The organism is Actinoplanes sp. NPDC089786, assembly GCF_040684855.1.
Classification (GTDB): Bacteria; Actinomycetota; Actinomycetes; order Mycobacteriales; family Micromonosporaceae; genus Actinoplanes.
Genome location: NZ_JBFBGU010000001.1, coordinates 367,519 through 389,220, shown reverse-complemented (window position 1 = coordinate 389,220; position 21,702 = coordinate 367,519). Strand labels below are relative to the sequence as shown.

Annotated in this window: 17 protein-coding genes and 1 pseudogene; 7 read left to right on the top strand and 11 right to left on the bottom strand. The window is 66.4% G+C overall.

Features of this window, described 5'->3' with window-relative positions; genetic code table 11:
• Positions 1-24 precede the first annotated feature (24 nt).
• Positions 25-2,688 carry a hypothetical protein gene (locus AB0O15_RS01835; RefSeq protein ID WP_364312684.1) on the bottom strand — a complete coding sequence of 888 codons (2,664 nt, stop codon included), beginning with the start codon at positions 2,686-2,688 and terminating at the stop codon, positions 25-27.
• An 85-nt stretch (positions 2,689-2,773) separates the two neighbouring features.
• Here AB0O15_RS01835 and AB0O15_RS01830 point away from each other — a divergent pair, with 85 nt between their 5' ends.
• Complete coding sequence (locus tag AB0O15_RS01830; RefSeq protein ID WP_364312681.1) at positions 2,774-2,929, top strand: hypothetical protein; 156 nt, start codon at positions 2,774-2,776, stop codon at positions 2,927-2,929.
• A gap of 1 nt (position 2,930) precedes the next feature.
• Here AB0O15_RS01830 and AB0O15_RS01825 read toward each other — a convergent pair whose 3' ends face one another.
• From AB0O15_RS01825 to AB0O15_RS01795, 7 genes and pseudogenes are all read right to left on the bottom strand, one after another.
• Positions 2,931-4,184 carry an AI-2E family transporter gene (locus tag AB0O15_RS01825; RefSeq protein ID WP_364312678.1) on the bottom strand — a complete coding sequence of 418 codons (1,254 nt, stop codon included), beginning with the start codon at positions 4,182-4,184 and terminating at the stop codon, positions 2,931-2,933.
• A 38-nt stretch (positions 4,185-4,222) separates the two neighbouring features.
• Positions 4,223-4,447 (bottom strand): hypothetical protein, encoded by a 225-nt coding sequence (locus AB0O15_RS01820; RefSeq protein ID WP_364312675.1) that lies wholly within the window; start codon positions 4,445-4,447, stop codon positions 4,223-4,225.
• 73 nt (positions 4,448-4,520) lie between these two features.
• The gene (locus tag AB0O15_RS01815) at positions 4,521-5,474 is read right to left on the bottom strand and encodes an SEC-C domain-containing protein (protein ID WP_364312673.1); all 954 of its coding nucleotides are present in this window, start codon (positions 5,472-5,474) and stop codon (positions 4,521-4,523) included.
• 4 nt (positions 5,475-5,478) lie between these two features.
• The gene (locus tag AB0O15_RS01810) at positions 5,479-5,688 is read right to left on the bottom strand and encodes a hypothetical protein (protein WP_364312671.1); all 210 of its coding nucleotides are present in this window, start codon (positions 5,686-5,688) and stop codon (positions 5,479-5,481) included.
• 86 nt (positions 5,689-5,774) lie between these two features.
• The gene (locus AB0O15_RS01805; RefSeq protein ID WP_364312668.1) at positions 5,775-5,915 is read right to left on the bottom strand and encodes a hypothetical protein; all 141 of its coding nucleotides are present in this window, start codon (positions 5,913-5,915) and stop codon (positions 5,775-5,777) included.
• Positions 5,912-6,079, bottom strand: a complete 168-nt coding sequence (locus tag AB0O15_RS01800; RefSeq protein WP_364312665.1) for a hypothetical protein — start codon at positions 6,077-6,079, stop codon at positions 5,912-5,914. The genes AB0O15_RS01805 and AB0O15_RS01800 overlap by 4 nt, the downstream gene beginning before the upstream one ends.
• A 499-nt stretch (positions 6,080-6,578) precedes the next feature.
• Positions 6,579-7,361 (bottom strand): annotated as a pseudogene (locus tag AB0O15_RS01795) (transposase family protein).
• Between the two features lie 1,056 nt (positions 7,362-8,417).
• On the opposite strand from AB0O15_RS01795, the gene AB0O15_RS01790 reads away from it, so the two are divergent.
• Positions 8,418-9,251, top strand: coding sequence for a GIY-YIG nuclease family protein (locus AB0O15_RS01790; protein WP_364312662.1), 834 nt, complete (start codon positions 8,418-8,420; stop codon positions 9,249-9,251).
• On the opposite strand, the gene AB0O15_RS01785 is transcribed toward AB0O15_RS01790, so the two are convergent.
• Positions 9,240-9,635, bottom strand: a complete 396-nt coding sequence (locus AB0O15_RS01785) for a very short patch repair endonuclease (protein ID WP_364312659.1) — start codon at positions 9,633-9,635, stop codon at positions 9,240-9,242. The two genes, AB0O15_RS01790 and AB0O15_RS01785, sit on opposite strands and share 12 nt — an antisense overlap.
• A gap of 395 nt (positions 9,636-10,030) precedes the next feature.
• Complete coding sequence (locus AB0O15_RS01780) at positions 10,031-11,347, bottom strand: DNA cytosine methyltransferase (protein WP_364312656.1); 1,317 nt, start codon at positions 11,345-11,347, stop codon at positions 10,031-10,033.
• A 188-nt stretch (positions 11,348-11,535) separates the two neighbouring features.
• On the opposite strand from AB0O15_RS01780, the gene AB0O15_RS01775 reads away from it, so the two are divergent.
• The 3 genes from AB0O15_RS01775 (at position 11,536) to AB0O15_RS01765 (ending at position 17,391) form a co-directional block, all read left to right on the top strand.
• Complete coding sequence (locus tag AB0O15_RS01775) at positions 11,536-11,958, top strand: DUF4259 domain-containing protein (protein WP_364312653.1); 423 nt, start codon at positions 11,536-11,538, stop codon at positions 11,956-11,958.
• A gap of 975 nt (positions 11,959-12,933) precedes the next feature.
• Complete coding sequence (locus AB0O15_RS01770; protein ID WP_364312651.1) at positions 12,934-13,296, top strand: hypothetical protein; 363 nt, start codon at positions 12,934-12,936, stop codon at positions 13,294-13,296.
• A 1,008-nt stretch (positions 13,297-14,304) separates the two neighbouring features.
• Complete coding sequence (locus AB0O15_RS01765) at positions 14,305-17,391, top strand: RHS repeat-associated core domain-containing protein (RefSeq protein WP_364312649.1); 3,087 nt, start codon at positions 14,305-14,307, stop codon at positions 17,389-17,391.
• Positions 17,392-18,429: 1,038 nt separating this feature from the next.
• Here AB0O15_RS01765 and AB0O15_RS01760 read toward each other — a convergent pair.
• Positions 18,430-20,475 (bottom strand): DEAD/DEAH box helicase family protein, encoded by a 2,046-nt coding sequence (locus AB0O15_RS01760; protein WP_364312646.1) that lies wholly within the window; start codon positions 20,473-20,475, stop codon positions 18,430-18,432.
• 362 nt (positions 20,476-20,837) lie between these two features.
• Between AB0O15_RS01760 and AB0O15_RS01755 the strand changes: the two genes are divergently transcribed.
• Both AB0O15_RS01755 and AB0O15_RS01750 read left to right on the top strand, forming a co-directional pair.
• Positions 20,838-21,149: a hypothetical protein gene (locus AB0O15_RS01755; protein ID WP_364316951.1), complete on the top strand. Its 312-nt coding sequence runs from the start codon at positions 20,838-20,840 to the stop codon at positions 21,147-21,149.
• A gap of 45 nt (positions 21,150-21,194) precedes the next feature.
• Positions 21,195-21,518 carry a helicase-associated domain-containing protein gene (locus tag AB0O15_RS01750; RefSeq protein ID WP_364312643.1) on the top strand — a complete coding sequence of 108 codons (324 nt, stop codon included), beginning with the start codon at positions 21,195-21,197 and terminating at the stop codon, positions 21,516-21,518.
• The last annotated feature ends 184 nt before the right edge of the window (positions 21,519-21,702 follow it).

Sequence of the window (21,702 nt, the reverse complement as noted above, 5' to 3'; positions counted from 1 at the left end):
CCTTCGTCGACAACGACGGCCGGGTCATCGGCGCACGGTCACCGTGTAGCTGATGGTCCGGCCGTCGTGGTATCCGGCCTTCACCGCGTACACGGTGAAGGTGATGCGCTTGCCGGCCATCGACGACGTCAGCTTCAGGGTCCGGCCGGCGGCGCCACGGATGCGGACGCCGTTGAGCTGCCACTCGTACCGGAACGAGTCGACGCGGGTCGACCACGAGCCGGTGGAGCCGGTCAGCGTCCGGCCGACCCGGGCCGTACCGGTGATCTTGGGCCGGGCCGTGGCGACCGGGGCCCGGCCCTTGGCGATCGGCGCGGTCATCGCGGAGACCGAGCGGGCGGAGACGTAGCCGGGCCGGGAGACGGTCACGGTCACCGCGAGACGCTTGCCGGCCAGCGCGGCGGGCACCGTGTATGACGTACCCATCGCGCCCTTGATCGCGACGCCGTTCGCGCTCCACTGGTAGGAGGACGCGGCCGGCGTCGGCGACCAGAGCCCGCCGGTGGCCCGGAGCACGTTGCCCACGGCGAGCGTTCCGGTGATGGCCGGGGCCTTGGTCGGGGAGATCGCGGGCGGCGCCCCGATCGTGAAGGCGGCGGTACGCACCACGGTCGGCTGGTTCGCGCCGTACGGACGCAGGGTCACCGTGGCCGGCCCGGCCGACGCCGACAGCAGGTTCACCTCGACCGTCATCTGGACGCCGGACGAGGAGACCGCCGTGACCGTGCCCGGCAGCGCCCGGCCCCCGGTCGGCGTCACCTCGACCACGTCCTTCGCGTGCAGCGCCCGCCCGAAGACGGTGAGCGCCCGCACGGCGCCGGCCGGCACGGACGACGGGCCGACCTCGGTGACCACCACGTCGGCGGGCTCGGTCTCGAACGTGGAGGAGTTGGTCGCCGACCGCTTGCCGTCGGCGGTGTAACCGCGGACGGTGACCGTGTGCCGGTCGGACGTGGCCGGCGTCCAGGCCGGGGTGGTCGCCGAGCCGTCGGCGCCGGCGGTCAGCGGCAGCCAGGCGCCGAAGTCGATCGCGTACTCGTACCGGACCGTCCCGGGCTGGCGCGAGCGGAACGTGAAGGTGCCCGGGGCGAGCCGGCCGGTCCCGCCCTCGGGGAACTCGGCCGAGCTGATCCGGGGCGCGTCGGTGACCGTCCAGCCGTCGGAACCGTCGGCCGTGCGGCCGTGCGCGTTGCGGGCGTAGATGGTCAGCTCGTGTTCGCCGGCGCGGGTCGGCGTGTAGCGGAACGTGGCCGTCCCGTCGGCCGCGGCGGGGACGACGCGCTCGGTGGCCGGGTCGTCGTTGAACGTCACCACGTAGTCGACGACGCGGTCCATCAGGGTTCGCGCGGTGAACGTGTACTCGTCGCCGATCCCGTTGCCGCCCTTGTGGATCACGTCGGGCGCGGCCACGTCCACGTTGAGCCCGAGCAACCGCACCGTGGAGAGGGTGCCGTCGGCGCCGCGGCTCCGCACGGTCAGCCACTCGATGTCGTCGTCGGCGACGGTCAGGTTCCGCACCAGCGTGGGGGTGGCGGCCGGGATCGTGCCGGTGGCGATCGTCCGGTCGTACAGATCGGTGAAGGTGTAGAGGTATTCGGCCACGTCCGGGCTGCGGGGAGCGAGGTGGAACACCGCGGGCGTCCCGACGACCAGGGTGCCGTTCCGGCTGAGCGAACTCGGGTCGAGCTCGAGGGCCGGGCCGTTGTCGACGATGAAGGTGTACGCCCGGGTGGCATGCTTGGTGCCGTCCGCGGTGACGCTCCGCGCGTGGAGGGTCTGCCGCCCGGCCCGGGTCGGCGCGATCATCACGTGAGCACTGCCGATGCCGGCCAACGGCGCCGAACCGGACGGGCCGCCCTCGTCGATCCACCACTCCACCGCGACGCCGTCGGCCACGTGCGAGTCGAACCGGAAATCGCCGGGTACGCCGACGTTGTACTCCAGGTGCGGCGACTGGACGACCTCGTCGGGGTAGGCGTACGAGGTGACGGTCGGCCGGCTCTCGCGAACGTAGAACTCCTCCGACACCCGCGCCGTGTTGCCGGCCCGGTCGATCGCCTCGACCAGGATGCTGTGTGAGCCCCCGATGGCCGGCGCCCAGGTGAAACTCAGCGGGGCACTCAGTGTCTCCGCGTCGGTCGTGGTCCACTCGCCGTCCGAGCCGTCCGACTCGAAGCGGTACCGGTAGCGCACGATGTCGTCGCTCGCTGGCGTCACCGTGAACGTGCCGGTGACCCCGATGCCACCGACGTTGTGCCGCTCCGCGGGCAGATACACCGACGAGACGATGACCGGCGGCTCTCCGGCCGTACGGTCGATCGTGTAGTGGCAGGTGTCGGTCCAGGCCGAGGCCGCGTCGCCGCGCTTGACCCGCACCCGCCAGGCGTGGGTGACACCGTCGGTGTGCGACTCGACCTGGGAGTAGACCTCGCGACCGGCGATACTCGCGAGCTTCTGCTCACGGTCGTCGGGGTGCGCGACGTCCCACTGCTCGAACTCCGCCTCGGCGCCGTCGCCCGGTTCGGCCAGCGATCCGGTGCGGCTCACGATCTGTTGCCGCAGGTACGGGCCGGGCGCCGCGGTGTCGCAGCTCTGGCCCGCGGTCTCGAGATCGGTGGGCACGGGATCGACCGGCTGAACACCGGTGGTGATGGCCGCAATCGTCGCCAGCGCAACCGCAATGTGCATTGTGGACCTTCCCCCGTGATGGCGGGAAGATCATAGGCGAATCCTCGGCCGCATACCGTCCCGGTCGGCGGGTATCCGGCCGTACATGGAACCGATCGGAGATCCTGACGAGGAAACCGGCGACTTCGCCGAGGAGCACGAGCAGACCGAGGTGGCGACCGCCGAGCAGGACGGTGACGACGGCGAGACCGAGAGCCCCGAACGCTACACCGGCGGCCTCGACGGCGACGGGCCGCCCTGAGTCACGGCACCGTCGCCACGTCCTTGTCCTGCCCGACCTCAGTCTCATCCGTTCCCGGCGGTTCGTGGTCCGGTGTGGGTTCCCCGCTGGGGTGCCGCACCAGATAGCGGATCGCCGTGTTCAGGACCGCGAGCAGGGGTACGGCGATGAGCCCGCCGACGATGCCGGCGACCACGATGCCCGAGGCGATCGCCAGGATCACCGCCAGCGGATGCAGCGCCACCGCCCGCCCCATGATCAGCGGCTGCAGGATGTGGCCCTCGAGCTGCTGCACCGCGATCACGATGATCAGCACGATCAGCGCGCTGAACGGTCCGTTCGTGACCAGCGCGACCAGGATGGCGACCACGCCCGACAGGGTGGCGCCGACGACCGGGATGAACGCGCCGAGGAAGACCAGGGCGGCCAACGGCACGGCCAGGGGTACGCGCAGAATCAGCAACCCGATGCCGATGCCGAGCGCGTCGACGAAGGCGACCAGCACCGTGGCATGCACGTACGAGACCAGCGTGTGCCACGAGTAGTGCCCGGCCCGCGCGGTGGCCCGCCGGGCGTCCTGGGGCAGCAGCCGGCACAGGAAGTTCCAGATCTGCCCGCCGTCCCGCAGGAAGAAGAACAGCGTGAACAGCACCAGGAAGAACCCGGTGACCAGCTCACCGAGCGTGGTCGCGGTGCTCAGGGCGCCGCTGGTCAGCGTGCCCTGGTTCTGGGTGATCGCGTCGCGGATCCGGTCGACGTACTGACCCAGCTGGGCGTTGGAGATGTGCAGCGGCCCCTGGGACAGCCACTTCTGCACCTCGTTGATCCCGTCGCCGACCTGGGTCGAGAGCGAGTCGAGCTGGTTGATGAAGGTCCGGATGATCAGGCTGAGCCCACCGAAGACCACGACCAGGGCCGCGATCAGCACCAGGCCCGCCGCCAGCGACCGCTTCATCCCCCGCTTGACCAGCAACGCGGCGACCGGCTGGAACATCGCGGCGAGCAGGAGGGCGACAACGACCGGGATGATCACCACGCGCAGCAGCGAGATCAGCCGCAGCGCCAGGTAGGCGGCGACACAGAAGAGGATGAACCGCCAGGCCCAGGCGCCGGCCGTCCGGACGCCGCGCGGCAGCACGTCGTCCGTGCCCGGCGGCTGCTCCACAACCCGGACTGGTTCGGCGTCGTCGGGGGGCACATAGGGCGGCGGGTTACGGGTCGCCGCCCTAGCGATTCGTTCCCGCGCCCGCTCACGGATTGTCTGCAACCGGCTCATCCGAATGGGATGCCCCGTTCGGCGGATTTAAACTCCTGCTACTTGGCGATGCGGCCGAGTTCGGCGATGGCCTGAGCCGCCTTCACGTACTTGCTGTCGGCGAGATCACCGATCGTCTTGATGTTGAACGCCGTCTGCAGCGCCTCCCCGTCCGCGTCGCTCACCCCGGACAGCGCGGACACCGGGGCGTCGGCGAGCTCGGCCAGGGTCTTCGACTCGTAGGCCTTGTCCAGCACAGCGTCAAGGTTCACGGAGATAGCCATAAGTGCTTTTCCTTCCGTACGCGGACGCCGGCCGACCCGGCGCCAGCACAGCACTTAGCCACTCAGGCCTCGCCTAAACCCGGGGGCGGCAGCACTTCTTGTACTTGCTGCCGGAGCCGCACCAGCAGGGTGCGTTCCGCTCGGGTGGCCAGGAGATCTCCCCGGTCAGCTGCTTCGCATAGGCGGCCCGGTCACCCTCCTGGCGCTTCAGCCCCGCCGCCGAGCCCCGCAGCAGGGCGAGTCCCGTGCGGCCGACGCCGGCCAGCCGGACGAGTTCCCGCTCGAGCCGCGCCCGGTGCTCGTCCCAGTCGCCGCCGTACACCTCGGCCAGCGCCGGCCACTCGGCGATCACCTGGTCGAACTCGGCCCGCGGAAAGAACAGCAGGTCATCGGCCGGCGTGGCGGCGGCCTGGGCGGAGGTGTTGGCCAGCTTGGTCTCGAGCCGCTCGGCCAGGTTGTCATGCGTGTCGTGCGGCAGCCCGAGCACATGACGTACCCGGTGCCGCTGCTGAAGCAGGAAGAACAGCAACCCCGCGTCGTCGGCGCTGGCCGGCTCACCGTCACGCCCGGCCAGCGCGGTCTTCACCGCCTCGGTCAGCCATTCCTCGGCCACCCGGTGGCGCCCGCCGACGGCCAGCGCCGCACTGACGTAGGCCGCCGCGTCCCCGTACTGGGTGAGCAGCGGACGCAGCGGCTCGAGCTCGGCCACGGCCTCGTCCTCGCGGCCGACCCGGAACAGGATCCGGGCCCGCAGTCCCCGAGCGGCGCCGACCCGGCTGTCGTCCCGTTTGCCGTACGCCTCGAGCGCCCGGTCGACGTAACGCAACGCCGCATCATGTTTCGCACGACTCTCAGCGATCTCACCGGCGAGCGCCAGCGCGTACCCGGCGTCTTCCTCATCGGCCAGCCGCCCCGACTCCGCGGCCTCGGCCAGCTCAGCCGCAACGCCCAGGGGGTCGGCGGCGCCCAGCGCGGACTGCCGGATCTCATCAAGGTCGGCACTGCTCAGATCAGCTCTCAACGACACAGCGTCAACCTACTTCGGCGTACGCGTCGGCCGCTGTTGATCTGCGTCTCATCTCGCTCTTCTCTCCGGCGGGCAGCTCGCCGGCCCGGCCGACCACGGCGACGGTCAGCACCGCGGCCACCGCGACGGCCAGCCCCGCGCTGGCGATCCGCCACCCGAGCCGTGGCCGGCCCCGCCGCGACGCCTCGATCATCACGCCATCGGTCCGGCTCACCCGCTCCGTCACTTGCACCGGTTCCTTCGCTCGCCCGGCGACCTCTGACGTACCTGTATCTCCCTCAGCCCCGGATCGAGTTCTCATCAGCCGACGGCGCGGGGCGGCGCGGCGTCGGAGAAGCGCGCGTCCAGCAGGATCGACGCTTCGTGCTCTTCCTCCTGCTCCAGCAGCGACCCCGTCTTGGGGTCGACATCAGCGTCGTCTCGACCAAGCAAATCGTTCACCTGGTAGGTATTACGGTCCCCGCGCCGGCCCGGCCCTTCGCGTCCCGCAGCGTGCCCTTGGACGTGAGCCCCAGCAGGTCGGCCACCATCCGGAGGGTGGTGACGCGCACCGCTAGCGGTACCGGCAGCTCGGTGAGCAGCGTCCACGAGTGCGTGAAGAGCATCTCCACATGCCACCGCTCAAGCTGCTCCGACGTCCAGGTCCCGTCGCGTCGTCCAGCGCGATGAGGTACGCCTTCAGCCAGTCCGGGTCGGTGGGCAAGGGCTTTGATCTGGGCGTACGTGAGAGGCATACCGCCGAGGGCAAAGCCGCCGTCACATCGACCGAGACATCATGCGGGCATGGCGCAGCCAAGATGATTCGGGCCCGCTCACCCCTCGGAGCGGGCAGGGTCCGCGAAGTCGGCGGGCCCCGCGGCTGCCGTCGGCACCAGCCCCGCCCAGAGCAGTCGGCGCCCCACCCTGTTCCGTGCCGCCGTCGGCGCTGGCGTCGGCGTCGGCACGTCCGGAAAGGACGGGAACAGGCCGGTCAGGCGCATCGTCAAGCACCGTCGGACGCGCCTCAGCAACCATCTGCATCGCACGGGTATCAGGGCCGTTCATCGCGAATCTCCTCTGTTGAGGGTGACGGAAAGACGACGGCCGTCTGCTCAGTGAGCCTTTTCATCCTGCGTAGCGGTTGGCCTCGACGTGGTGCAGGACGAGGATGGCCTGCACGATCGCGGTCGCGCGGCGCGGGCAACAGCGCAGCTTGACCAGGACTTTCCAGGTCTTGAGCGTGGCGATCGCGCGTTCGCCGCGGGCGCGGATCTTCGCGTTCGCCCGGTTGACGGCCTTCTGCCGGCGTGACAGCTTCGGCCCGGTAACGACGCCGTTTGAACGGTGTCCGCACGCTGCCGCCGGCGCCTTGATATCCCTTGTCCGCGAAGGTCATCACATCGGCGCTGGTCAGGGCGTCGATGATACCGTGGGTGCGGGCCGCGCTCAGGTCGTGCGTCGAGCCGGGCAACGCAGCCGAGGTCCAGACCAGACGCCCGGCCGCGTCGGCGATGACCTGCACGTTCACGCCGTGGCGCTTGTGCTTTCCGGAGTAGTACGGCTTCTGGTCGGCGACCCGGTCGATCGGGATCAGGGTGCCGTCCAGGATGGCGTAGGCGAGCAGCCGGATCCGGTTCATGACGGTGTCCAGGTCGTTACCGGTCGCGGCGAGCAGGTCGATGGCCTCGCGGACGTAACGCCAGGCCGTCGTGACTCCGATCTCGAAGCCGGCGGCCAGGCGGGTCAGGTGTCGCCGTTACGCAGGTGGGCCAGGGCGAGCAGGGCCTGCCGGCCGGGGTCAAGGCGCCGCCACCGGGATCGGCGCTGCTGACGACGGGTCCGGATGAGGGCGGCGAGGTGGTTCAGGCTGCGGGTGGACAACGGAATCGCGGCAGGGTAAGACAGCACAGCGAGGCTCCCGGTTGGGGCATCTGATCTTGGTCGATTGCTGTCCTACCGGGAGCCTCGTCCTACATGGACACCCGCCTCCCGCACTGTCCGTGACCTGCACCGTCACGATGAAAATGGCTCAGTTTCTGCAAGAGCGCGCTTGAAGCGCCGCCGGGCGCGATGCAGCCGCACCAGAAAAGTGGCCGTGGAACAGCTCACCACCCAAGCGGCCTCTCCGGCAGTCGGACCATGTCACCCGACCAGCGTAAGAACCTCCAGGTCAGCCCCCGCGTCCAGAGCCGCGAGAGTCACCGCCCGCTCAGCCACCGCTTCGGCAAAAGTCCCCTTCAACCGAAGTCGAAACCCGCCCCAGCAGCCGCACATGCCGAGCCGCCTCCCGATGCCGCTCATGCACCCAGGAAAGTGCATTCTCAGTACGGCGTCCAACCGCCGCCAAGCCACCAGAAAGGTGTCACTCAAAGTGTCGTCCGCAAGCTCCCGCCCAGCCCGGCTGACCGTATAGGCATAAACCTGCCGGTAGTGCCGCCCGAAGATCCCCGCAAACCATTCCGAGCCGAAGGGTGTCCCACAAGCGCCCGCCCTCGATAACCATCAAGCCGTAGCCAGTCGGGATAGACCCCGATCCTTACCACCCGCATGGCCGCTAATGTGTCCGAGGTGCGTCTCGCAGGCGATATCGAGGCCAGATCATGTCCTCGACGAGCGGGCCTGCACGAGGCCCCACCATCTAGATATGGTCGCCGCCTGCTTATATTCGTCGAGCTCAATATTTGCTGACAGACCACACGTCAACCATAGAATTCCAGGGCCGCTGGACTAGCTGGTGCGCTCTCGCCGACCTGCTCCCAGCGGGTGCCCACGTCACCAACACCACGCAAACTCCGCCACCGCCGGCGGCACATCACATTTAGGCGATCTCCACTGGACTACCGAGCGTCGACCGCGTGTCGGATCGATGCTTCAAAGTGTAAGGTGATCGCCTTGGTTCCGATGGTCTCGACGAGCCTGCGGCATCGTCGGCAACGTTGGAACGTTACGAGGGAGGTCTTCAGGATGGTCACATGGATCGCCGAGTTCCGTCTAAGCATCACGCGGGCGCTGGCAGATCAATTAGCCACCACACTCGAGCCGCTTACACCAGTCACATTAACTCAGGCGACTCTGAATATGGTCGAGGCGCGTCCAGGTGTCTACGTTCTATTCATCGATGGCGAGCGTGTGTACGTGGGAAAGGCGGCGGCCAGCCTACGCGCACGCCTGGACCAGCATCACCGAAAACTCTCCGGTCGCTCCGGCATCGCCCTGAAGAGGGTCCAATTCGCTTGCGTCTACGTAGATGAAGACTTGGACGCCGCCGCGCCGGAAAAGTTACTGATTAAAAAGTACCGAGAGAGCGGCACGATCCCATGGAACACAAACGGCTTCGGCAACAAGGACCCCGGACGAAACCGTGACAAGAGCCTCGTAAAGGCCAAGCACTTCGACGCCCTCTTCCCGATCGATTTGAGTTACCACCTGAATCTAAGAGTCACCGGCTGGTCCGCGGCAGACCTGTTGGAGAGGCTCAAACGAGACCTTCCCTACCTCCTGCGATACGATACGACTACGGCGAACCGCGCGTTACTCAAACGCGCGCGCGTTGAGTTGCCGGACGGCAAAGTTACGGCGCGAGAGGCGCTCGCTTCAATCATCGCGGCTCTTCCCTCAGGATGGCAGGCCACCGCGCTTCCCGGCTATGTGATCCTGTACAAGGAAGACACCTCGTATGACAGCGCTCTGTTGAGGTGGCATCGCGAAGTCGATGGAACGATTCGCGAGACGCAGGGTCCGCAACGCTTCGACGCCGGAGACGTCGATCCTGGCGAGCCGGCTGATCTATTCAGCTGAGGTTTCTACCTCAGGAGTGCCCCTGACTGCCGTTTCGACGCGGTCCGCCGCCGGCTGCGGCACCTCGTGCTCCCAAACTCGGATCGACGCCCAGCCGGCATCCGCCAGTAGCCGGTCGGTCTCCGCGTCACGCGCTTTGTTGCCCTCGATCTTCGTTTGCCAGAACTGTTGATTGGCTCGGGATGGACGATAGTGATCTGGGCAGCCATGCCAGTAACAGCCGTCGACAAAAACTGCGATCTGTAGGCGAGGAAAGACCACGTCAGCTGTACGTCGCACGCCCGTCAGAGGCCGCGCATTGATTCGATAGCGAAGCCCGCGTTCGTGGAGCACGGCGCGGAGCTGACGCTCAGGGCCCGTGTCCCGGCTCCTGTTACCACGCATCGAAGATTGAACCGCCCGGCTCTGTGCCCATGACCCTGCTCCCAGGGCGGGCGGCGCGATGAGTCCCTTCTCATGGGCTAGGCGCCAGCCTTCCTCCAAATTCTTGGCGCGAGTGGGGAACCCGACTTCACCGAGGTACCGCGTCGGGGACCGGCCGCGATCGGACCAACGGAGATACGCTCGTATCCGTCGCGTTCGCGGTAGTAGCTTGAGTGCCACAGAAGCGCGGGCTTGGCGGCCGTCGTCGAGGTTGACCCAGCGGCGGTCGGCGCCGCCTGCGGCGCGATCCTGCTCGGCCGCGAGAGCTCGCCGGCTGCGTCCCTGGCGGCCGCGCCAAGCGGTATCCGTAGGGCAAGTGGAAGCCCATGCACGCTCACCCGCAGTCCCGAATTTAGTCATCGCCGCTTGTCAGCCTCGTTCAGCGCCTCCGCGACGGCGTTGGCGAAGAATCGGGCCAGCAATACAGGCACCGCATTTCCTAACTGGCGCATCTGCTCGCCGCGAGGCCCGGCCAACTTCCATGTATCGGGGAACGTCATGACGCGTGCCGTCTCACGAACCGTCATGTACCGATGCCGGAAGGTCGGCAGCCCTCCGCCGACCTCATCGATGAGAACGTCATCGGTGAGCAGTACAGACTCTCCTCCGGGCACACCGTGAACCCCAGCCTTCACGGTTTTTGCGGGTCTGTCCAGCACGTTCGGTGTGTGCCCCGGATAAATGCGCGCGTCCGGCCAGCCAATGTGATAGGGAACCCCGCCAGCGGCACTGATCCGATCGAGCTGCTCCCATGACACATCTGGCAACGGACGCTTACTCTCGTCACCGTGCGCGGCCAGGTCGTACATCAACGCGTCACGTAATGTCCGCCACGGCTGCTTTCCGTCGTCAAAAACGTCTTCCCTCGGCAGACGAGCCTCAACGTGTGCCCTGACTCGGGCATCAACCTTGTGGCGCTTCCAATAGGAACCGTTCCTGATCGACCGAGTCAAGGCGGCCTCAGAGTGCGTTGCAGCGATCGACTTTTTGAACTGCTCGATGTTGACGCCCAAATCGCTGCGAAAGGCCACGATGATTATCCGGTTACGGATCTGAGGAACGCCGTAGTCGGCGGCGTTAACCTTGGACGTTACGACCTGATACCTCTTCTTAGGGTCGGCCGGATCTCTAGATAGGCGCTCCTGAAGAATCTTGTCGTGTTCGCGCCAATCCGTCCCCTCTTCGCGCTCCTCGAACGGAAGGCTTAGTTCTCGTTCGATATACTCGAAGTAAGGCCGGAACGAGGGACGCAGCAATCCTTGAACATTTTCACAAATTACCGCTCTTGGTTGAATTTCTCGAATAGCGCGAAACATCTGGGGGAACATGTTGCGCTTGTCCTCGTCCCCCTTGGCGACGCCACCGAGGCTGAATGGCTGACATGGTGGCCCTCCCGCAAGTAGGTCCACTTTGTCCCAAAGGTAACGGAACTTCACCTCGACAACGTCGCCCGGAACCAATGGCCACTTCTCGCCGGGTCGGGGTACCCACTCCTCGTCACCGCGAAGCTCGGCCTCATTGTCCATCAAGGTCTGGCAAGCCCACTTGACGATCTCGTTGACCAGCAAAGGTCGGAAGCCTGCTTGATGAACCCCCATAGCCAAGCCGCCGCCACCGGCGAACAGCTCAACCGAGGTTCTATCCCTACCTTCTTCTACCTGCGGCTCAAGCATCGCAAAAGCATACCGCGGAGTTGTCGATCTTGAACACTGACACTCCGAATCGCTTCGAGCTTGTCTTCGTGTGACGAAGTCGAGGAGACTCGGTGAGCCGACGCGGCTCACCGCTACATTGACGATCGATCGGCTTGGCTCCCACGACAGGCGTTGACCGGTTCGCGTCACCGCTAACAAGGAGTGAGATGGCCACCTGGAACGTTGGTCCGTTTGACAACGACGACGCTGCTGAGTGGTGCGACCGGCTTCGTTCCACGGATCCAGCGCTGCGCGCGACCTTCGTCGAGGCGGCGCTGTCCGGTGCCGTCTCCCGCTCAGTCGAGGTCACCGCAGCTACCGCCTCGGAGGTGTTCGCCGCGGCGGCGATCGTCTACCAAACGGCGACCGGAAAGCCCGCTTCGACGACGCCCTACGCCGCAGTGGTCCTCGCTGTCAATGACGGCATCGAACCGACGCCGCAGCTGATCAAGCTGGCGCGTGCGGCGTTGGAGATCCTTATGGCCGAAGATTCCGCGTTCCGCCGTAAGTGGTTCGGCGACGTGGAAGAAGAGCTGGCACTAGAGAGCCTCGAGTTCATTCATCACGGCCTAGAGGAGCAGCCGGCGTGATCATGCATCCGTCACTGTTTTTCTTCCAACCGCCGATGGGTACCGCGCAGATCAGCAAGCTTGCGCCAACGACGTACCGCTATTGACAAAACCCCGCAAACCCAGCGGCGTGCTTTCACGGGCGACCCGGATTAAGGAGCGCTGGGGATTGCGACAAGACGCCAGGTGAGAGGCCTTGAGCCGTCCGCTTTCGGCTCGCGCCCGTCGGCGGCGTCGAGCGCGCCGGTGCAGCCTCGTGCCGCGATCGAGCTCCGTGGAGCCAGTAGCACGTATCCCTGCTTGGCGTACTTCGCCGTTTGATGACCAGTCGACAACCGCGCGGGGATCACCGGCTGCGGCTTCGACGGCATGTACGAGTTCGACCTTCCCGGCCACCTCGACCGCGCCAAGCGTGGGGCATGGTCGGGACTGACCAGCGGCCGCGACCAACAGCACGATGGCCCGGGCTGGTCTCGTAACGATGTTTCTCGTCGTCCGCCGCCATCTCAGGCCGAATCATCCAACGTGACGAGTAGCTTGCGCTTGCCCTGGTCCGAACGACCGAACACCATCAGAGCACCACCGACCAGATGGGACCGTTGAGCCGAATACGGGATACAAAGAAGGTCGCGCTCTGCGTTTCCGCAGCTCACCGCCTACATGATTGGCGCGCCCAATGGGACTCGAACACTTCCCGGGCTGGTGGTGGTCAGCGACCGCGGACCGGCATGTGCTCACAGTCAGCCCACGATCGCTCGGATGACCGCGGTGTCCCCGTCCAGCTTCAGCAGGTGCACGACGTACCCTCCCGGTTCAGCCTTGGCTTGAGGCTTGTCGCATCCGACTCGCCCGCCGCCGTCGGCGTGTAGCTCCACAGCGCATCCGGGTCCTGCCAAGTGGGCGCCACCGCCGCCCAGACCATTGGGTTTGGTCAGTCGCACCCTGACACCGCCATCCTCCACGGAAGCCGACACCGTCCACTTGCGGAGGGGGAATGTGACCGAACCGGAGAAGGACACTTTGCAGTCGCCGTCGGCACACTCCGTGTATTTGGTGCCGCCCCCGCTCGGCGCCTCCGTCTTCTTCGGCGCCTTGGGCTTTGGTGCCGTCTTCACCTCCCGCGACTTGTCCACGATGGGGGAGGAAGAAGATGCGGAAGGTTCGGCCGCACGGGAACTTGGGGCGGAAGAAGCGCGGGAGACGGTCGCGGTGGGGGCGGTGTCAGGGCTAGACCACGTGGCACCGGAGGACGATTCCGCCTTGGAGCCGCAGCCGGCCATGGCCAAGACCAGCAGTAGCGCCCCGATAGCGGTGCGTCTTGTGGAGGAATGTGGACAGTGCAGCATGCGCGGAGTTTAGCGGCCCGACTTTGCCGGAGCCCTGCCCGTGATGTCCACCTCGCCGGCGCCGAGGATACCCATCTCGAGACCCACCGCCTTATCCCGATGTTGGGAACAGTGGTAAGCAGCTGGTCGAGGGGAGTCGAGCCGCACCAGAACCGATCGAAGAGCCACGCGCCGCGATCCGCTTGGAACCGCGGCGGCGCTGCCATGGTGACGGCGTTCAACGCCGCAACCTCGGTGCTGGGCTGGGAGAGCCGTTCGGCGCCGCTACCCAGGCGGTCTTTATTTGCGCCGGTCTTGTCCGTCTTGACGGGCGGAGACCCAGAGCATCTATTTCGCTGAGTCGGAGCGGTTGAGAGGCTCCCGGATGCGACAAGGAATGCGTCACAGCGCGGCGGCCCCACGGTTCTGCGGTGGCGATGTGTAGATCATCTGACGTAGGTCGCGGGACACTTGCCCGGCTCTTCGGTGCCGCGTCGACCCAGCCACCGGAAGTCACCTCATCTCGCTCTCAGGCGACATCCGTTGAAAGGCCAGTCCGACCTGACCCTTCTACCGGTTGTCACGTTCGTCTTGACGGACAGTCACCAGACGGTCGTTATGGTCGGCCCTGAGGCTATCGTTCTAGCAGGTTGTAACCAACCTTGACTGTTGCATGTGGACAAACATAGATTGCTTCCCATCGATATGCGCAGCGTTCACGCGGGGGCTGATCTTAAGCGCGCAGCAGGTCGTTGATCGTTTCCACCCCTCCATCTCCGTGTGGAAAAACGCGTCCTCAGAAGGGACGCGGTTTCCGGCTGCCTATGTACGCGGAAAAGGAGTTTGGATGACACGGAAACGCGTCGTAACAATGGCGATGACGGCGCTGCTGGCGACCTCTTCGCTGGTAGCGACATCAGGCACGCCTGCCATGGCGGGAGCGATCGAGCCGTCGGTCGAGCCGGTGTTCTCACCGCAATCGACTGATCGAGTGTGGCTTTACCGGTCGCCGGTCAGGGCCGCTGCCGCGGATCCGCCGTCGGTGCCGAACGGCACCGGCCCGGTGCGCAACGCGACACAACTCAGCTTCTCGCTTACCGACCGCCTGGCGATGAGGGTCAACGTCGGATCGGGGAACCTGCTGCTGACCAGCACCGAGATGACGCTGCCGGGCATCGCTGGCAACGTGACGCTGGGCGCGGTCTTCAACAGCCTGACGCTGGGCACAGATCTGCCGGTCGGGTCGCTCGGGCCGGGGTGGCGCAGCCGCAGCGGCGCCGACGTGCGGCTGCACGAGGCGGACGACGACTCGGTGACCTACGTCGCGGCGGACGGCGTGATCGGCAAGTTCACCGTCTCCGGTTCCGGTTATCGGACGCCGGGCGAGTTCAAGGCGAAGCTGGAGCGTGACGGGTCAGGCTGGAAGCTGACCGAGCACGGCTCCGGCAAGGAGCTGTTCTTCACCTCGGGCGGGGTGCTGGACAAGACCGAGGACCGCAACGGCAACGTCACCGACTACGCCTACAGCGGCGCGCAGTGGACCAGCGTCACCTCGGACAAGGGCGTCGGCTCGGGCAAGACCGTCGCGGTCTCGTACACCGACAACAAGATCAGCAAGTACCGGCAGGTCGGTGCCGACGGCTCGGCGCGGCAGGCGACCTACGCCTACAACAGCAGCGGCCGGCTACAGAGCATCCAGAGCGCGACCCCGCGAAACGTGTCGTTTGAGTACAACAGCGCCGGCGACCTCACCAAGATCACCACCAAGCCTGACACCTACGTGCTGATCACCTACGACGGGCAGCACCGGGTCACGTCGGTCAACCAGGTCACGGACAACACATCCGGGCAGGGATCGGTTACCCGGTTCGCCTATCCGACCTCGTCGAAGACCGAGGTCGCGGATCCCCGGCAGGACCTGTCGCTGCCGGTGGCTTCGGTGCCGCACACCACGTACGAGCTCAACGACAACGAGCGGGTCACCAAAACCACGGACCCGGCGGGCAATGAGCGCAGCAAGACCTACACACCGTTCAGCGACGTCGCGAGCTCGGTGTCGCCGGAGGGCGGGTCGGTCACCAACACCTTCGGCGCCAACGCCGGCGAGTCACTGACCAAGTCCGCGTCTCCCACCGGGGCGAGCGCGTCGGCGGCGTACGCGAACGCCGCGACCGAGACGAACCCGACGGCCAATTTCCAGCCGTCGTCGTCGATCGACACCCAGGGCAACAGCTCCACGTACGCCTACAACGGCGCCGGCAACAAGACGTCCACGAAGGACGCGCTGGCCGCCGAGGCGTCGGTGGACTACAACGACGACGGCACGGTGAAGAAGTCCACCGATCCGGGCAATGACACCAACGGCACCACCTACACCTACGACAGCAACAAGCAGCTGACCAAGATGACACCGCCGACCGGCAACGGCCTGACCACGAAGAACTTCACCTACGACTCGTTCGGCCGGCTCAAGACCTCCACCCACGGCGCGTGCGTCACCACGTACGAGTACAGCGCCGAGGACCGGCTGATGAGCACCGCCTACTCGGGGAGCGGCTGCCCGAGCACCACCACGGTGGACTACGACTACGGCCTGACCGGCAACCTGATCGAGCGCAACGACGCCACCGGCAAGACGACCTACGTCTACGACCAGCTCAACCGGCTGCGTACCCGCACCGCGCCGGGCGCCCTGCCGCAGACCTACGTGCCGGACCCGGCCGGCAACCTCGAGCGGCTCACCGACGGCCGCGGCACCACGCGGTATTACTACAACACCCGCAACTGGCTGGTCCGACTGGACACCGCAGGCGGCACTCGTTACAACTTCACGTACGACAAGGACGGCAACCGCACCCACGAGTACTTCGCCGCCAACGAGACCAACAGCACATGGGCGCTGCACACCGCGACCTCGTACGACAAGTCGGATCGCCCCAAGCGGATTACCTCGACCCGAAACTCGGCGTCCCCGGTCAAGGTCTTCGACGTGAGCTACTGCTACGCCAAGTACGTTTCCGGCGAGGGCTGCTCCACCGCGTCGGGCGATGACACCGGCATCCGGCAGTGGCAGAAGGACGAAATCAGCGGCGGGGTCAGCCAATACACCTTCGACAAGGGCGACCGCCTGACCAAGGCCACCAACTTCAACGGCAAGACCTACGAGTACGAGTACGACGCGCGCGGCAACCGCAAGACCGTCAAGGTCGACTCGGCCACCACGCAGACGCTGGCGTTCAACTCGGCGAACCAGGTCACCACGGCCGACAACACGTACGACAACCGCGGTAACCAGACCAAAGTCACCGCTCCGGTGATCGGCGCGCTCGGCTACAACACCGCCAACCAGATGACCACGTCCAGCGGCCTTGGCGGTTCCACGAGCTATACCTACGCCGGCGGCGACCAGGTGGAGCTGGCCACGGCCGGCGCGATCGCCATCAACTACGGGTATGAGGACCAGCACGGCATGCCGTGGGTGCAGTCCTGGACCAACAGCGTCAACCCGACCGTCTATATCGAACGTGACGGAATCGGTACGCCGCTGGGCCTGCGCATCGGCACCAAGGACTACGCTTACGTGCTCGACGGCCTCGGTTCCGTGGTAGCCGTAGTGGGTAGTGACAACACCGTGGCCGCTTCGTACAAGTACGACCCGTGGGGCGTGGCGCAGACCGACAGCCAGGAGACCGGCCTCGGCCAGCCCAACATCATCCGCTACGCCAGCGGCACCCACGACGCCGCCACAGGGCTGACCAAGTACGGCCAGCGCTGGTACAACCCGGTTCAGGGCCGCTTCACCCAGCAGGACAACCTCAGCTTCATCGGCGACCCGAAGCACGGCAACCGTTATGCGTATGCCGGAGACAACCCCACCAACTACACCGACCCCACCGGTATGGCACCCGAGGAAAGCGACGGCGAGTACATCCTTTCCATCGCGGCGAACGCTGGTGGGGTAGGCGCCATCGCAGGGGGCGCCATCGGTTGCGCGGTGACCATCCCGGCGGGTTGTACGGGTGCACTCGTCGGTGGTGTCATCGGCGGAGTCGCCGGTGCCGCCGCGGGGGCAGGCTGGGCCACCGGAAGAGTGTTCGAGGAGAACAACTGGTGGCCTGATGAGGATTGACAGGCGAAGGGATGGCCTACATGCGTAGAGAAGAACACACGTCAGGAGTAAAGCTCTTGACAGTGATCGCCGGTGTAACGATCCTCCTGTTCCTCCTGGGGTTCTACTTCAGCCTCACCGGGACAAATACGCTCATCGTTATCATCGCGTTCGCGGCGATCGGCGGAGCTCTGGTGTGGTGGGCTGTGCCACGCATTCTGAGTCGGCGGAAGAACTAGCCCTCACATCGAAATGGCCCGGACCTGCGAGTTGCAGGTCCGGGCTGTTTTCTGGCGGGGTCATCAGCGGCCCCGCGGTTCCCAGCGTGGCGGCGGTTAGCCTCCAGCGTGCTGCCGCGGCGGCGAGGTTCGCGCCGCCATGGTGCCGAGCCGCGGTCGACGGACCGTGGCCCGGGTACACGAACAGTCGCTCCACTCTGCGGCAGGGTCAAGTGCTCTGCGGCCGCTCTTGACAGCGGAGCACCGCGCGCCACATGACGGGATGATCGCGCTGAAATGCGGGCCACAAAAGAGGCCGCCAACCGTGTTTCCGCGGCTTACGGCCCTGCATGCTTTGGCGCGCCCGAAGGGACTCGAACCCCTAACCTTCTGATCCGCAGTCAGACGACTAGTGGTCACGGGTACACTCTGTTACTTCCCTCGCTCCGAAGGCGTTCTGCCAGGTCAGGGACGGTTTGTGTTTCGGCTGGTCACGGCCGAGTGCATGATCCAGGCAGCGTGAGGAACAGCGGCTTCCAGTCGGCCGTGCTAATTGAAGTCCGGTAGTGCTGCACCGTGCTCCGACGTCCGATCACCATCGGAGCACCATCACGCTACGTAAACCCGCCACTCATAGCGACGATCAAGGCGACGCACGCAAGCCATACAGGCCCCGCGTGTGGCCTCCGGCCCACCGGCCGAGTGCCACATCGGCCAGAGCGACGCCATCGGAGTACCACAGCGATGAGTCCGTAACCCATGCCGCCGTCTGGACCGAAGCCGGGCTCAACGACACTGCCATCTGCTCACCGGAGGCATAGCTCGTGAAGTTTGGTCATCTTCATGCCGGAGTGAAGCCGAGTGTCCGGTATCCGGGCATGCGGCGCTGCAGCGAGGCGGCGAGGATGGGGGTGGCGTGGTCGTGGTAGTCGTGGACCTCGGCGAGATCCTTGCCGGGGGCGGATCGGATCACGCGGCCAGCGCACTGGATGAGTAGGCCGTCGTAGGAGATCGGGCCGGCGAGAAAGAGGGTGTCGAGGGCCGGGGCGTCGAAACCTTCGCCGATGAACGGTGTGGTGCCGATGACCAGCAGGCCGTCGCCAGACTTGGCGTTGTCGAGTCGCTCGACAACGGCTCGGCGGTTGGTGGTGCTCATCGCTCCTTGGAGCACGAGCGGCTGGTGTCCTCGCACGGTGAGCATGGCGGTGAGGGCCTCGACGTGGGCGACCCGTCGGGTGAGGACCAGACAGTTGCGACCGCGCGTCAGGGCCGCGGCGACATCGTTGGCAATCAGAGTGTTGCGTGCCTCGTCGAGGGCCAATCTCCGATGCACCTCGGCCAGCGCTCCTGGCGCGTCCAGGTCGACGTCGCCGGCCTTGAACTCGGTGTCGTGCAGGAACAGCAGGCGTCGCGGTCCGGCTTCGCCGTGGATGGCGGCGGCGAGAGTGCCCTGTTCCTCGTCGGTCATCGTGTGTCGCACGGGGCCGAGTTGCCAGGTGACGAGTTGACCGAGGCCGTCACGCCGAGTGGGTGTGGCGGTCGGGCCTAGCCAGAACTGCGCGGCGATCGCTTTGACAGAGTGCTCGTACGCGGCGGCGCCGAGGTGGTGGCACTCGTCGACGAGGACGTGCCCGTACTCGCGGGTGAGGGTGGCGATGTCGTCGCGTCTGGCCAGCGACGGCAGTAGTGCGATGTCCACGGTGCCGGTGAGCTTGCGCCGGCCGCCGCCGAGTTGGCCGGGCTTGATGCCGAGGAACTGTTCGACACGCATGCGCCACTGGTCGGCGAGGGCTTTGCGGTCGACGAGGATCAGGGTTGAGGTGCCGCGCTCGGCGATCACGGCGCAGCCCATGACGGTCTTGCCGGAGCCTGGTGGGGCGACGAGCAACCCGTCGTCGTGGGCGAGGAGAGCACCGACAGCGGCGCTCTGTTTCGTGGTGAGTTCGGCTGCGAACGCGACGTCGATCTCCTGGCCAGAGTTCCGCATATCGGCGACGACCAGCCGCGATCCGGCCCGGTCGACGATGGAGGCGACAGTGTGGCGCAGCCCTCGCGGCAGGATCAGGCGGTCGTCGAGGGTGAGGTCGTAGCCACGGATGAACCGCGGGGTATCCCAGGTCGACTTCCGCAGGCGTTGCAGTTCGTAGAACTTCGGGTTGGCCATCGCCGCAGTGTGTTTGAACGTCGCCAGGGCGGCCGGCGTGAGTTGAGCGGTCTCGATGCTGAGCCCGGCACCGAGTTCCGCGTGGACCACCGGTGGCAGTGCGGGATGGACCCGGGTTGCGGCGGACCGGCTGATCGTAGCGACGTCGGTTCCGGTGGTGGAGCGTTTCGCGTTGCGGGCGAGGCGTTCCGCATCGCCGGGGCTGAGCCGGTCCAGCGTGGAGAGGAACGCCCACTGGTCCTCGTGCGGCTCCAACGTGCCGAGATCGAGGAACGTGGTAAGGCCTTCTTTACGGCGGCGGCCGTACAGCGGCGCGGCGATGAGGTTGCCGAACCCGCCGTCGGGCAAGACGTCCTGATTGGGAAACAGCCGGTCATACGACCGTAGGTCCATCGACCCGCGCAGCACTATCGCCTCGTGCAACAGCGCAGTACCGACCGCTCGTGCCGTCGCCGCAGGCAGCGTGTCAGTGAAGAAGATCCATACATGGGCCCCACGGCCCGACTGGGAAATCTCCAGCGCGGCCGGCACAGCAGCGGCCCTCGCCGCCTTGACGTAGGCGAGCGCGTCAAGCATCGCCGTCGCACCGTCGAAGTCGGCGACGACGAACTGGCACGTGTTCTTGGGTAGCAGCGGGTAGAGACCCATGAACAGATCGCCGACCAGATGAGCGGCGACGACTTGCGGTGTGCGGGGAAGGTGGACGGCGCTGCGCCGATCCATGCCCTTGCGCCAGCCGCCGGCGACGGCTGGTGACCACCCGGATGTTCCCGCACGGGTGTTTCCCAGCGGACGGCGTACACGTCGGTGCGGGCCCGGAACCGGTCGGTGAACAAGGCCAGCTTGTCGGCCACCGGCGAAGCCATTGTGACCATGCCCGGCGCGGCAACCGGGGCGGACAGTTGCTCCGGGGACGCAGCAGTGTCCTGACCACGCAGTTCCAGCAGCCGCGACAGCCTGGCGTTCTCGGCCTGCAGCCGCTGTACCTCGCGGCGCAGGTCGGCGAAGTCTGCCGTCGCATCCACCGGATCATCCTCGCGTATCGGGCTTCGGACCTGCCGGGACGGGTCCGCTATCCTCCGTCGATGGCAGCGAAGCGGAATGCGGCGCTCGAGGCGATGATCGAAGAGGCCACGGTCGACGCGTACAACGACGACGAACAGCTCACCAGCCTGTTCACCACGATCGAAGAGCACCTTGTCGTGCCGTTCACCACCACCGTGCTCGGCGGGGAAGTCACCGTGAAGAAGGTCGACCTGACCGGCGACAGCATCGTCGCGATCTGCGCCCGAGGCCGCGACCGGCAGCGGATCGACCTGCTCGACCTACCGCTACCCACCCCACCACCAGACGGCGCGGTCTGGATCGACGCCTACCGGCACTGGGCAGGACGGTAGACCACGACGGGTGAATACCAGTACTACGAGTTCACCGGCTCGTCCTTGAGGCCCACGCCCAACACCAGCAACCGGGTCTGGACCGTACGCGCCGACACATTGCTCGCCGCGGTCGACTCCGGGCGACAACTCAACCAGTTCGTCACCTTCCTCACCGACCGGGCAACCCACGACCTCCCCGCGACGTTGACCGTTCTCGTCGACGACGTGACCGCCCGAGCCACCAAGATCCGCGATCACGGCCCCGTACGGCTCATCGAATGCGCCGACGCACCACTCGCAACCCTCATCGCCCGCGACCCGAAACTCCGCCGCCTTTGGAGCCTCGTCGGCGACCACTACCTCGCCGTACCCCTCGAACATGAGTAGGAGTTCCGCCGCACCGTCCGTACGCTCGGACGCATCGTCACGCCGCGACCGGGTGATCAACCGCAAGGCCGTCTCACCCGAAGGGGTACGGGCAACAGCTGGCCGAGCTACGCATGCCCGCGCGCCCAGTCTGCTGAAACGCCTGGAACCAGCGGATCTCAATACCTGACATCTGGCCGTGGCG